The sequence below is a fragment of the uncultured Croceicoccus sp. genome, assembly GCF_947496385.1.
In the GTDB taxonomy this organism is placed as follows: Bacteria; Pseudomonadota; Alphaproteobacteria; order Sphingomonadales; family Sphingomonadaceae; genus Croceicoccus.
Genome location: NZ_CANMCP010000006.1, coordinates 142,784 through 155,640 on the forward strand (window position 1 = coordinate 142,784; position 12,857 = coordinate 155,640).

The following is a 12,857-nucleotide window of genomic DNA, read 5'->3' on the forward strand; positions in this document are numbered from 1 at the left end:
ATGGCACCGACCGACACGGGGCGCCGGATGCCCGACATCATTGGCATTCGCGGCCTCGTCGCCGATTCGGGCGCGCCTTCAAAGCCGAAATCCGGTCCTGCGGTGCGATTTTCGTCCGGTCCGGCGATCCGCGCTATCGACACGGCCCGTTGCAATACGGCGAAATTGCCATTTTACACCGTCCCATCGCGCCTTCCGATTGTCACGATCGTGCGATGCTGGCAGACATTGGCGATGGCAAAATTACGGTTCATGGCCGGCTTCGCGGCACACATGGCGCTCGGACTGGGCGCTGCGTCTTTGGCGCAGGCGCAGCCCGCTTTATACGTCAATCCTAACAGCACCACGCTCGCCGCGGCGGAACGGCTGGACGGGGAAGCGCGCCGGGATGCCCTTGCCCTCGGCCGCATTCCCACCGCGACATGGTTTTCCGATGGGACGCCTGACGAAGTGGAACGGCAGGTTGCAAGCCTCGTTGACGCAGCGGCCGCGCAGAATGCCCTGCCGGTCCTCGTTGCCTACAATATTCCCGGGCGGGATTGCGCGCTCTATTCCGCCGGGGGCGCGGCGGGGAGCAATGCCTATCGCGCCTGGATCGAAGGCTTTGCAGCCGGCATCGGCGAACGTGCCGCAATCGTCGTGCTCGAACCCGACAGCCTGGGCGCGATCCCATGGCATCGCACGCTCGACGGCGAGTTGGAGCATTGCCAACCCGGGAACAGCGCGAACAACGATGCCGCCGCGACACGGTTTGCGCAATTGAGCACGGCGGTGGAAATCCTCGCCACCTTGCCCAACGTGCGCATCTACCTCGACGGAACGGGCAGCGGATGGCTCGCCCCGGGCGAAGCCGCCAACCGGCTCATCCGCGCGAATGTCGCCCGCGCGGACGGATATTTCCTCAACGTATCCAATTTCGAAAGCGACCTCCGCCTGCTCCATTACGCCCGCTGGATCAGCGATTGCCTCGCCCTCGTGACAGGGGGGGAAACCGATCCGCGCACATGCCCGAGCCAATATCATCCCGCCGATTTCGCCGATTCCAGCTCTTGGACCGCGACCGATGCGGCTTATGACGCGCTGTTCGCACGCGCCGGCATCGCGCGGGCGCCCGCATCGCAGAAACACGCAATCATAGATACCAGCCGCAATGGAACGGGATCGTGGGATCCGCCGGCGAACACATATTCCGACGCGGAAATCTGGTGCAATCCGCCCGGTCGCGGGCTTGGTCGCCGGCCTGCGCTCGATACCGGCAATCCCTATGTCGATGCGTATCTTTGGATCAAGATTCCCGGAGAATCCGACGGTGAATGCTATCGCGGAACCGGTGGCCCGACCGACCCCGCGCGCGGGATCGCGGCGCCGCGTGCGGGTGGCTGGTTCCCGGTGCAGGCCCGCGAGTTGATCCGGAACGCGGTCCCGCCGCTGATCCGGGATTAGCGCGGCGGTGCGGTCGAACTCCGCACGAACAATTCATGGGCATGATCGCCGCGCGGGGCCGGTGACGCGGCGTACTTGCTGCTACCGTCGCGCTCCGTCTCGAGCGCGGCAATGAGCCGGTCGGTCGCGTCCCATGCCAGTTCGCTGACCGGCTGACGCACGGTGGTCAATTGCGGCCAGGCCGTGCGGGACACTTCGGAATCGTCGAACCCGGCAACCGATACATCCGCCGGCACGGCCATGCCGCGGTCGCGCACGGCGGCCATCGCCGCCACCGCCATATCGTCGTTCTGCGCCAGGATCGCGGTGGGCTGGGGTGCACGGCGGAGCAGATCCGCCGCAACGGCGTAGCCCACGTCATAGGTGAAATCGCCGGTCACGATCAGATGATCGTCGATCGCCGCACCGGCCTCCGCGAAGGCCCGGCGATACCCCTCCATCCGCGCCGCGCACGCAGCATGCGAGGGGTCGCCCATGATGATCCCGATGCGGCGATGCCCAATGGACAGCAGATGCGCGGCGATCGCGTGGCCGGCGGCAACCTCGTCGATCGTCGCCACGATGCCGCGCGCCATCTCCCGATGGGGCGTGATCCGCGCATAGGGCAGCTTCTGCCGGTCGAGCATTTCGAGCAGATCGTCCTGATCGCAGGCAGGAGGGGCGAGCACCACCCCGTCCAGACCGGCCCGCACGAGCAGGCGCCCCAGTTCGGTCGGCCGGTTCGCCACGTCGCGAAACGGCAGCACCACCAGGCGGAAGCGCGAATCCTCGAGCCGGGCGAGCGCACCGTTCTGCAATTCGACGACATAACTCGGGCTCGGCCGTTCGTAGGTCAGCCCGATCAGGTAGCTGCGCCGCGCGATCAGGCTCTGTGCCGCGATATTGGGGTGATAATCGAGTTTCGCCGCCGCGGCGCGCACACGTTCGCGGGCATCGGTGCTGACATGCGGGGCGTCGTTCAGGGCGCGCGAAACCGTCTTGATCGACACCCCGGCGAGTTCGGCGACGTCGACGATCGTGGATCGTTTGGAAATAGCACAATCCTCCGGAAAAAGCGCGCCGCCGGCCCCCTCGCCGACCCTGCCGGCGGATATGGGTTAGCGACTCTCTTGACACCTGTCGATAGACGCCGGTAAACGTTGTCAGCAACGACGGTAAACGTTGTCATAAGCAGGGAGAGAGACGGGTGCTGTTTGGCAGGGCTAGATTCATGGCGGGAACGATGGCGGGCGCGCTTGGCGCGGCGCTGGCGGCCGCTCCGCTTGCGGCACAACCGGATTCGTCGGCGATCGCCGATCCCTCTCTATGGCCGGCCCTGTCGGCGCCCATCGCGCGCGATGCGGCAAGCGAGCAGCGGATCGAGGCACTGATCGCCGCGATGTCGCTGGAGCAGAAGGTCGGGCAGATCATTCAGGCCGACATCGGAAGTGTCACCCCCGAGGATGTCAGCCGGTATCACCTCGGCTCGATCCTCAACGGCGGCAATTCGACGCCGGGCGGTGCCTATAATGCGCCCGCCCCGCAATGGCTGAAGGCGGCCGATGCGTTCTACGCCGCCTCGATGAAGCGCGATGGCAAGCTGCCGCGCATTCCGATCATCTGGGGCAGCGACGCGGTGCACGGTCACAACAATGTCGTCGGCGCCACCTTGTTTCCGCACAATATCGGCCTCGGCGCCGCGCGTGACCCCGAACTGTTGCGCCGCATCGGCGAAATCACCGCGGTCGAGATGCGCGTGACCGGCCTCGACTGGACATTCGCCCCCACGCTCGCCGTGGTGCGTGACGATCGCTGGGGCCGGACCTACGAAGGGTTTGGCGAGACGCCGGAGATCGCCACCGCCTACGCCGCCCCGCTGATCGAGGGGTTGCAGGGAAAGATCGGCGACGAAGATTGGCTGCGCGGGCCGCACATCATCGCCACGGCCAAGCATTTCCTGGGCGATGGCGGCACCACCGGCGGCAAGGACCAGGGCGACACCCGGATTACGGAGACCGGCCTGCGCAATTTGTTCAGCGCGCCCTATCTCCCCGCGATCGAGGCGGGCGTGCAGTCGGTCATGGTCAGCTTTTCAGGCTGGAACGGGGCGAAAATGCATGGCAACCGGTCCTTGCTGACCGGCGTGGTCAAGGATCGCTGGAACTTCGACGGGTTTCTCGTTGGCGACTGGAACGGCCATGGGCAGGTCGCTGGCTGCACCGCGACCGATTGCGCGCAGTCGGTCATCGCGGGCCTCGACATGTACATGGCGCCCGACAGCTGGAAGGCGCTCTACGCATCCACGCTGGCGGACGCGCGGGACGGTACGCTGCCGATGGACCGGCTCGACGACGCGGTGCGGCGCATCCTGCGCGTCAAACTGCGGGCCGGGCTTTTCGAGGCGGGCAAGCCCTCCTCGCGCCCCTATGCTGGCCAGTTCGAACGCCTGGGCAGCGCCGACCACCGCGCGGTGGCGCGCGAGGCGGTGCGAAAATCGCTGGTGCTGCTGAAGAATGCGAACGGCGTGCTCCCCCTCGACAGCGGGGCGAACGTGCTGGTCACCGGCGACGGGGCCGACAATCTCACCAAGCAGACCGGCGGCTGGACGCTGACGTGGCAGGGAACGGGCACCAAGCGCTCCGACTTTCCCCATGCGCAGTCGATCTGGGAAGGGATCGAGGAAATCGTCGACGCAGCAGGGGGGACCGCCACGCTTTCGGCCGATGGCGCCTATGCGACGAGGCCGGATGTCGCGATCGTCGTGTTCGGGGAAGAGCCTTACGCAGAATTTCAGGGCGACCGGGCCGACGTCGGCTATGACGATGAGGCCAGTCTTGTCCTGCTCCGCTCGCTTCGCGCGAAGGGGATACCGACCGTATCGGTGTTTCTGTCGGGCCGCGCGATGTGGGCCAATCCCTTCATCAACGCATCGGATGCCTTCGTTGCCGCCTGGCTTCCGGGCTCCGAGGGTGGCGGTATCGCCGATGTCCTGTTCGGGGACGCCGAATTTACCGGCAAGCTGCCCTATAGCTGGCCGAAATCCAGCGACCAGACCGCGTTGAACATCGGCGATGCGGATTACGATCCGTTGTTCCCCTATGGCTTCGGGCTGACCACGGCGGACGACGGCGAACTTGCCATGCTGCCCGAGGATCGCGCCTCCGCCGCGCCGGTCGACGATAGCGTACTGTTCAACGCCGGGCGTGTCGGTGCGAGACGGCGATTGCTGATCGGCACGCCGGGCGCGCTCGCGACGAACCCCGGCCCCGACCTCATCACGATCGAGCGGGCCGACCGCAATGCACAGGAAGATTCAGTGCGCCTGCGCTTCACCGGCAAGGGCCGCGCCGCAGCCGCCATCGTGCAGGACAGCCCGGCGGATCTCACGCGGCAAACCAACGGCGATCTCGCGCTCGAACTGCAATTCAGGGTCAATTCCGCGCCGACCGAGGACGTGACGCTGATGATGACCTGCGGCGAGGGATGCGCTGGCGGCTTTCCGCTCGGCGCGGTGCTGACGAAGGCGGCGCAGGGCGGGACCTGGACGCGGCTGACGATCCCGCTCAGCTGTTTCGAAAAAGCCGGCGTCGACATGGGTCGCGTCGATGCGCCGATGATGCTGGTCACCGAAGGCCGGCTCGATCTCACACTGTCGTCGGCGCGGATCGTGTCGCCGTCGGGCAACCAAGTTTCATGTCAATAAGCGCGATCTGCACCGACAGATCGAAGGGGAGGACACCATGACCAATACGAAATTCGCAAGGGCATTCGCCACCATTCTGCTGTGTTCCGTCGCAGCGCTGCCTGCACAGGCGCAGACAGCGCCCGCGCCCGCGCCCGCAGACGATCCGGCCGAGGCGCAGGATACCGACGATGACACACATGTCATCATGGTAACCGCCAACCGCCGGGAGGAGAATCTTCAGGACGTGGCCGGCGTGGTGCAGGCCATCGACGCCGAGCAATTGCGCCAGGACGGCATCAGGGACCTGCGCAACCTTCAGGTCGCCGTCCCCGGGCTCAGCATCGCCAATCAGGAAGGCAATGTGGAAATCTTCATTCGCGGGGTCGGCTCTGCGAACAATACCGAATTGGGGGATCCCGGTGCCGCGCCGCATCTCAACGGGGTTTACATTCCGCGCCCGCGCGGGCTCGGCCTGATGTTCTACGATCTTGAACGGGTGGAGGTGAACAAGGGGCCGCAGGGCACGCTCTATGGCCGCAACGCGCTGGCCGGCACGCTCAACATCATCACCGCCAAGCCGCGGCTGGGCGAATTTGGCGGCTATGCGCAGGCCGAGATCGCCAATCGCTCGTCCTATGGGGCCGAGGGTGCGCTCAACATACCGCTTGGCGACACCATGGCGGTGCGTGCAGCAGGCTATTACGTCAATCGCGACTTCGGCTTTCGCAATGTCTCCACGGGCGAACAGGCGAGCCAGCTCAAGCCCGCGGGCCTCGAAGAGAACTACGCCGGGCGCCTGTCCTTTCTCTGGGAGCCGGACGATCGGCTGAGCATTTCCTTCGTGGGCGATTACGGCATGGAAACGGGCACCGGCTATCCCGGCGCGAATATCTATACCGCGGTCATCGCTACCGGCCTGCGGCCCGACAAGCTCGACCTGAAGGACGTCGTCTATCGCGGGATGCAGGGCGACATGGAGAACGAGCTTTGGGGCGTACAGGGCCGGCTCGCCTACGAGTTCGACACGTTCACCGCCGAATTCACCGGCAGCTACCGCTCCGTCGATTTCGAGCAGGCCAATGCCAGCAGCGAAGGCATCGACTATCCGGGCCGCGACCTCAATGCGCAGGAATATGACAATTTCTCGAACAATTTCTGGCAGGCGAAATCCAAGAGCCAGGTCTATGAGCTGCGTCTGTCCGCCAATGACGATCAGCGCCTGCGCTGGAACCTGGGCGGGTTCTATTTCAAGGAGGACCAGGCGGTCGGCTATCTCGCGCTCGCCGACCGTGGGTATTGCTGTTACTCGGGTACCGAATTCACGATGCCCGACGTCAATGGCGAGAGCTTCGCATTCTTCGGCGACGGGACTTACGACGTCACGGACCGGCTGCGTATCTTTGGCGGGTTGCGCTACACCGAAGAGCAGAAGTCGCGCTACGGCATCGGCGGCAACTGGGCGCTGACGCTGGGCGGGGAGGATTTCTCCTGCTGCTTTGGCACGCGTTTGGGGACCGAGGGTTTCCGGCCCAACCTCCTTGGCCGCCCCAATTTCGACGTGAGCGGGATCACGACCCCGCAACAGCGCGCGCAATTCCTGATCGAAGGAATCCGCACGCCCGGCCTTCGCGATACGTTGATCGATCAGATCGGCGCGATCGCGAATGGAACGAACCCCAACGGGACCTGTATCGACCGTCCCGATATCGACAACGGGTTCGTGAACTGCCCGGCGAACGCGAACGGCGGCTTCAGCTTCGTCGAACTCACCATCCCGGATCAGCAGATCGGTCAGGCCGAGTTCGATTTCATCGACTGGCGTGCCGGGATCGAATTCGATTTGAGCGCCGACACCATGCTTTATGCCAAGGTGTCGACCGGCCACAAATCGGGCGGTTTCAATGACAGCTTCAATGGCTCGACCATACCCGAGACATACAGCCCCGAAGAGATCATCGTGTATGAGGCGGGTAGCCGGAACAGCTTCGACGCGTTCGGACGCCGCGCGATCTTCAACCTCACCGGCTTCTACTACGACTATTCGGATCAGGTTTTTCAGGACCTGACCTGCATCAATCTCGACGAGACGCAGGCGCCGCCGGTCTGCAATGGCTACTCGCTCGTCAATCGCAACATCGGCGCGTCCCGGATCTATGGCGCGGAGGCCGAGCTGAAGCTGAAACTTCCGGCGAACTATGCGCTCGATCTCAATGCGGCCTATCTCGATACCGAGATCACGAAGGGCGTGGTGGCCGATCCGCGCGCGCAGGATAACGATGCCGGGGGCGAATCCCCGCTCATCAGCCTCGTCGGCAATCGCCTGCCGCTGGCGTCCAAGATGAACCTGAGCGCGCGCCTCTCGCAATGGTTCGATATCGGCGAGGGTCAGTTCGACTGGCAGGCTCTCCTCAAATACCGCTCCTCGTTCTTCCTTACCCAGTTCAACGAGGATGACATCGTCTTCCTCGACGGGGCGCGGCAGGATGCGCTCGACGCGGGCTTTCCCGATCGGCAGAGCGGTTTCGTGACGCTCAATCTCGGGGCGGGCTACACGATCGGGAATTTCCGTCTGGAGGCGTGGGCGAGCAATTTCCTCGACGAGGAGGTTTCGCAAAAGGCACTCGTGGGGTCGGCCCTCAACATTCGCTTCCTCAACGATGCGCGGACCTACGGCCTGCGCGGGCGCATCACGTTCTAGACGGGGCAAGATGGCAAAGGGGCCGCATGTTCGCCACGGCGGGCGGCGGCCCCTTCCCTGCCCGTTCGCGAGGCGGTTCGCCCCTGCGCGATCAGAGCACGCGCATCGCCTTGCACGAACGCCGTGAGCCCGGCGATCGGCTGCCGCTTGCCCGGGTCATAGAGGTGACACGAGGGAAGTGCCGGCGCCCATCCGGGCATGACTTACCTCAGCGCGCTGTAGCGGAGATGGGGTGCGGCCCGACCCTTATCACACAGCAGAGGCCGAGACCGCGCGGCGCCAGATTGCGGCATTCGCACCCCCCGCCGGTCACATCGCGCGCACTTGAACCGTCACACCGACCCGCACTTGCCCGGCGGTGCCTCGCTATGCATCGTCGTAAAGTTTCACGGCCAGGCTTCCCAGCGCACCCACCAGCATCAACGCCGACCCGACGATGAAGCACCACACGGCCAGACGTTGAAACTGTTCGAATTGCGGCAGAAAGAGCACGCTTCCGATCACGAAGGTCGCATTGCCCATCACGCCGAGCGCGGTGTGGATCCAGCCATAATCCTTTACCAGTGTCTTCAACATATGCGTCATCTCATCCTGCTTCATCGGGGACGGTGCGGACGGTCGTTTTCGGAGGACGGAACGCGCCTCTTTCGAAACGTGCGGGACGTCTTACGCCGCTATCGCGGCACGGGACGCGCCTTCACCGTCACCATGGGGCGGCGCGATACTACCACCGCCATTTTCATGCATCTATGACCGCCGGGTCAAGGATCCGTGCCCTCGCGCGGGGGTGACGCGGCTCCGCGACCCTGCCGCGATGCGGATGCCCTACGCCGTGCAAGTTCGCGTGCGTATTCCTGAAGATCCGCGATTTCATCGAGTTCATCGACGATCTCGAACCCGAAAATCGTCTCCAGCACATCCTCCAACGTGACCAACCCCAGGAACGTGCCATATTCGTCGACCACTGCGAGGATATGGTGGTGATCGGAAATCATGCGGCGGAAAAGACGGTCCACCGTCACCTCGTCCAGCACGCCGGGCAGCGGGCGGATCAGCGACTGGACATCCTCGTGCGGCGGATCGTCGGACAGGCTGGCGAACACCTCGTGCTTGATGACGAAGCCCCGGATATTGTCCGGTTTTTCGTCGAAAAGGGGAATGCGTGTATAGGGAACGTCCCGTATCCGGGTCGCGAGTTCGGCCAGCGGGAGATCCATCGGAAGGCTCGACACGACGATCCGCGGGGTCATGACGTCGGCGCTCTTGACCCGGTGGAGTTGCAGCATGTTCTGAACGAAGCGGACCTCGCTGCTCTCAATCTGGCCCGAGGCATGGCCAAGGCTCGCCAGCGCCAGCAATTCGTCGCGATGATGCGGCATTTCGGCCGGGCGTCCGCGCGTGATGATCCGCGTCAATTGCCGCGATGCCCACACCAGCGGCGCCAGAACCGTGATGAGGATGGGCAGCAGCCAGGCGGTAAAGGGCGCGAGCCGCGGCGCGTAGCGGGCGCCGATGGTCTTGGGAATGATCTCCGTCACGATCAGCACGGCAAGGGTCAGCACGCCCGCGAACACGGCCTCGCTTCCCGCGCCGTAGAGCTTGGCATATTGCGCGCCCGCGCCCGCCGCCCCCATCGTATGCGCCACGGTATTGAGCGTCAGGATCGCGGCAAGCGGCCGCTCCACATCGTCCTTCAGCTTCTTGAGCTTCACCGCCCATCCCGCGCCATGATCCTGTGCCGAACGGATCGTGGACGGCGTGATGGTGAGCAGCGATGCCTCGAGAAGCGAGCACAAAAACGACACGACGAGCGCAAGCGCGACGTAGAAGATCAACAGGGTCATGACGCCCACCTACAAGAGCCGCGGCCAAAGCGCTATTGCGCAGGGCGTTTTATCGAGGCGGCGATGAATGCGTTCACCATGTCGGATGGGTCGCGCGGCGTCCCGCAAGTGGCACGCGTGCGTGCTGCGTTGGTCACGGGCGATGCGGCCGCGGGACCGGCATTGCCATGCGATGGCGGCAACGGGAATTGCCGGACGCGATTACGCCGCAAGCGGGGCGTTTAGGAAATCTTAAGCCTTTTGCGCCATTTTACCGATCATGGCCCGCAGACTATCTTCCTCGCTGTTTCGCAGGATCTTGCGCGATCAGCGCGGATCGGTGACCACGCTTGCCGCCCTTTCGCTGCCCGTCATGCTGGGCGGTGCGGGGCTGGCCTTCGACCTCAGCCGCGGATACGGGCAGAAAGTCGTCAATCAGCGCGTCGCCGACATGGCCGCCTTGAGTGTGGCGCTCGAGTATCAGGACAACAATTCTGTCGATCTGGAAAGTGCCGCCGCGGTGGTCGCCGCCGCGAACCGCCTGGACGGCGTGACGGTAAAGGCGAAGCTGGTCGATGATTACCCTTACGAGGGTGACAAGGTGGTCGAGGTCACGATCACGCGCGACGTGCCCTATCTCCTCGCTGCGGCGGTCGGGCTTGGCGGGAATTTTACCGTGTCGGCTGTATCCGCCGCCGTCGTGGAAAGCGAATCGCCCTACGACACGCCCTGTTTTCTCGCGCTGAGTACAGGAAACGACGCGTTGGTGGTGAACGGCGGCGCATCGATCAATGCGCCGGGCTGTTCGGTGGCGGCGATCGGCGGTCTCGCGAACAAGGGCGACACGATCGAAGCGTCGCAGATCGTCGCCGGGCTTGGCGACATCGTGCTCAATTCCGGCTGGCTGAAGGCGGAATCGCTGCGATATGGCGGCGAATTGAAAGTGCCGCAGTGGAACAATCAGCTGCCCGCCCTCGCCGACCGTCACAATGCCAAGACAGACCTGTTCGATCCGTGGAAGGACAATCTGGAGATCGCGGAGGCAGACGGCAGGCTGGGCTCTCGCACAGCGCCGCCCGAACTGTTCAATCCCGTCACGCCAGGCGGCGCAAAATGGGATCTATCATGGAAGCCCAGCAATGCGGTGAAGCAATACCGGGTGGGCGACACGAACCGGTATGTGATCCCCGCGGGCAATTACGATATTTCCAGCCTGACGGTGGACGGCGGCATCGATGTCGTGTTCCAGTCGGGATCGAGGATTACGGTGTCAAACGGCGTCGCGGTCGGGGGGGGATCTTCCGTCAATTTCGGCGATAGCGACGTTTACATCAACGGCGGATTCAACAGCGGATCGAACGGCGTCACCTTCGGCGACGGCACGCTGTGGATCGGCGACGGAAAGATCGATTTCCTCGGCACCAATCGCAAGGGTGATGGCAAGGTCGTCATCAACGACACGCTCAATCTCGGCGGTGGGCAATCGTTGCTCATGGGCGATGGCGACCATTATTTCAAATCGATCAAACTGGGCGGCGGTGGCGACACCTTGATGGGGAACGGCGATTTCGTCGTGTCGGAATCCATCGACGTTCAAGGTGACAGCGAACTTGCCATCGGCAACGGCGATATCATCATCGGCACACCGAAAAGCGGCGCGGCGGTATCGCTTTCGGGAAGCGCGCGTTTTTTGATGGGCGATGGCAGCACGTCGATCGGCGGCGATATCAAGACGATGGGCGGGAGCCGCATGGTCTTCGGCGACACCGCGAACCATTATATCGATGGCGACATGGATTTCGGCGGTTCGGTGTATTTCGGCGCAGGCCGTTACACCGTCAATGGCGATTTCGTGAACGGCACGGGGGGCACGACCTGGCCCTATACCTCCTCGCTGACCGGCGAAACCTATGGCGCGTATGGCGCTGGCTTCGACATGGCCGGGCAGGATGTGACGTTCATTCTTGCAGGCCTCCTCAAGCTGGCGGGCGGTGCACTGACCAAGCTTTCCGCGCCGGACTACTCGCAATCGGGCGCGCAGATCGCGCAACTCCTTTTCCATTCGGCGGCAAGCGGTGCGTCGAACTGGACCGGCGGGACCGGCAACGTGTTTTCCGGCACCATCCATTTCCCCAACGCATCGGTGACGATGGCCGGCGGCAATTCGACCGCCGATGGCGGCACATGCTTCATGCTGATCGCGGATGAGATCAAGGCCGCGGGCGGCGCGACGGCCGGGTCCAAATGTCTGATGACCGGATCGGCCGGCGGCGAAACGCGCGCCAACAGCCGGATCAGGCTGGTCCGATGATCCGCTCTCTCCGCAATGATGAGACGGGCGCGGTTGCGGTCGAATTCGCGCTGTGGTCGATGCTGTTCTTCATGGTCGTGGCGAGTGCGCTCGACATCGGATCCTTTTTCATGAAGCGGAGCCGGCTCGACGAAGCCTTGTCGGCCAGCGCCATCGTCGCATTCGACAATCGCGAAAACGTACGCTTCGACCAGCTGCCAGCCTATGTCCGCGCGCTTTCCGACGATACGGCGACGAGCGTGATCCTGAGCTGCAACGGCGTCGTCGATGCATGCACCAACATGGATCGCAGCTGCGCCTGCATTTCCGCAGACGGCGGGTACAGCGCCTATACCTGCAAGGCGACGTGCCCCGACAATGGCGCACGCGCGGGCTATTACATGACGGTCGAGGCGACGACCCCGATCGAGGCGCTCATCGTCCCGCAACGCGCCTTTGGCGGCGACACCGTGACGCGCGCCACGACGCTGAGGCTGGAATGAAGATTCGCGCGCTCTGGATGGACGAAGGCGGCGCGGCGGTGATCGAATTTGCACTGCTGGCGCCGATCATGATCATGATGATTTTCGGCGTGATCGAAACCGGGCGGCTGTTCTGGACCCAGCACACCATTGACGAGGTCGCGTACAGCACCGCGCGTTGCATCAGCGTAAGCCTCACTTGTGAGGATACCGCAACGCGCGGCGCCTATGCGAAGGAGCGGGCCGCCGCCTACGGCATCGCGGTGCCCGCCGACCGCATCGTCACGAGCGATACGGGCACCTGCAAGGGTTTTGCCGAATCGCATAGCGTCCGGATCGAGGTGCCGTTCCGTTCCGTTCTGTCCGAACTCGCGCCCGGTTTTCCGCAAACCCTTTCGACAAGGGCCTGCTTCCCGAAATTGCGAGAGATCACGAGTTAGGCCGGAACGCGCCCCTC

At 64.1% G+C, this 12,857-nt stretch carries 9 protein-coding genes; 6 read left to right on the forward strand and 3 right to left on the reverse strand.

What is annotated here, in order from left to right; genetic code table 11:
• Positions 1 to 1,443, forward strand: a complete 1,443-nt coding sequence (locus Q0897_RS11185; RefSeq protein WP_299309538.1) for a glycoside hydrolase family 6 protein — start codon at positions 1 to 3, stop codon at positions 1,441 to 1,443.
• Here the strand turns inward: Q0897_RS11185 and Q0897_RS11190 are convergent.
• On the reverse strand, positions 1,440 to 2,537 hold the full coding sequence (locus Q0897_RS11190) for a LacI family DNA-binding transcriptional regulator (protein ID WP_366519932.1): 1,098 nt from the start codon (positions 2,535 to 2,537) through the stop codon (positions 1,440 to 1,442). The genes Q0897_RS11185 and Q0897_RS11190 overlap by 4 nt on opposite strands.
• Before the next feature lie 116 nt (positions 2,538 to 2,653).
• On the opposite strand from Q0897_RS11190, the gene Q0897_RS11195 reads away from it, so the two are divergent.
• Both Q0897_RS11195 and Q0897_RS11200 read left to right on the forward strand, forming a co-directional pair.
• On the forward strand, positions 2,654 to 5,125 hold the full coding sequence (locus Q0897_RS11195; RefSeq protein ID WP_299309539.1) for an exo 1,3/1,4-beta-D-glucan glucohydrolase: 2,472 nt from the start codon (positions 2,654 to 2,656) through the stop codon (positions 5,123 to 5,125).
• 37 nt (positions 5,126 to 5,162) lie between these two features.
• Positions 5,163 to 7,805 carry a TonB-dependent receptor gene (locus tag Q0897_RS11200; RefSeq protein ID WP_299309540.1) on the forward strand — a complete coding sequence of 881 codons (2,643 nt, stop codon included), beginning with the start codon at positions 5,163 to 5,165 and terminating at the stop codon, positions 7,803 to 7,805.
• 366 nt (positions 7,806 to 8,171) lie between these two features.
• Here the strand turns inward: Q0897_RS11200 and Q0897_RS11205 are convergent, their stop codons facing one another.
• Entirely contained in the window at positions 8,172 to 8,390 is a 219-nt protein-coding gene (locus Q0897_RS11205; RefSeq protein WP_299309541.1) for a YrhK family protein, read from the reverse strand.
• Positions 8,391 to 8,566: 176 nt separating this feature from the next.
• Positions 8,567 to 9,649, reverse strand: coding sequence for a hemolysin family protein (locus Q0897_RS11210; protein ID WP_299309542.1), 1,083 nt, complete (start codon positions 9,647 to 9,649; stop codon positions 8,567 to 8,569).
• Positions 9,650 to 9,908: 259 nt separating this feature from the next.
• On the opposite strand from Q0897_RS11210, the gene Q0897_RS11215 reads away from it, so the two are divergent.
• Genes Q0897_RS11215 through Q0897_RS11225 form a run of 3 tightly spaced genes read left to right on the forward strand, consistent with a single transcriptional unit; the run spans position 9,909 to position 12,840 of the window.
• Positions 9,909 to 11,939, forward strand: coding sequence for a pilus assembly protein (locus Q0897_RS11215; protein ID WP_299309543.1), 2,031 nt, complete (start codon positions 9,909 to 9,911; stop codon positions 11,937 to 11,939).
• A complete protein-coding gene (locus Q0897_RS11220; RefSeq protein ID WP_299309544.1) occupies positions 11,936 to 12,421 on the forward strand; it encodes a TadE family protein in 486 nt (161 codons plus the stop codon). Before Q0897_RS11215 ends, Q0897_RS11220 begins: the two co-directional genes overlap by 4 nt.
• Positions 12,418 to 12,840: a TadE/TadG family type IV pilus assembly protein gene (locus Q0897_RS11225; protein WP_202084903.1), complete on the forward strand. Its 423-nt coding sequence runs from the start codon at positions 12,418 to 12,420 to the stop codon at positions 12,838 to 12,840. Before Q0897_RS11220 ends, Q0897_RS11225 begins: the two co-directional genes overlap by 4 nt.
• Positions 12,841 to 12,857: the final 17 nt, after the last annotated feature.

Excerpts from the sequence above, each read along its gene's own strand:
- Q0897_RS11185 (WP_299309538.1), top strand. The coding sequence starts at position 1 with ATGGCACCGACCGACACGGGGCGCCGGATGCCCGACATCATTGGCATT.
- Q0897_RS11195 (WP_299309539.1), top strand. The coding sequence starts at position 2,654 with ATGGCGGGAACGATGGCGGGCGCGCTTGGCGCGGCGCTGGCGGCCGCT.
- Q0897_RS11200 (WP_299309540.1), top strand. The coding sequence starts at position 5,163 with ATGACCAATACGAAATTCGCAAGGGCATTCGCCACCATTCTGCTGTGT.
- Q0897_RS11205 (WP_299309541.1), bottom strand. The coding sequence starts at position 8,390 with ATGACGCATATGTTGAAGACACTGGTAAAGGATTATGGCTGGATCCAC.
- Q0897_RS11210 (WP_299309542.1), bottom strand. The coding sequence starts at position 9,649 with ATGACCCTGTTGATCTTCTACGTCGCGCTTGCGCTCGTCGTGTCGTTT.
- Q0897_RS11215 (WP_299309543.1), top strand. The coding sequence starts at position 9,909 with ATGGCCCGCAGACTATCTTCCTCGCTGTTTCGCAGGATCTTGCGCGAT.
- Q0897_RS11220 (WP_299309544.1), top strand. The coding sequence starts at position 11,936 with ATGATCCGCTCTCTCCGCAATGATGAGACGGGCGCGGTTGCGGTCGAA.
- Q0897_RS11225 (WP_202084903.1), top strand. The coding sequence starts at position 12,418 with ATGAAGATTCGCGCGCTCTGGATGGACGAAGGCGGCGCGGCGGTGATC.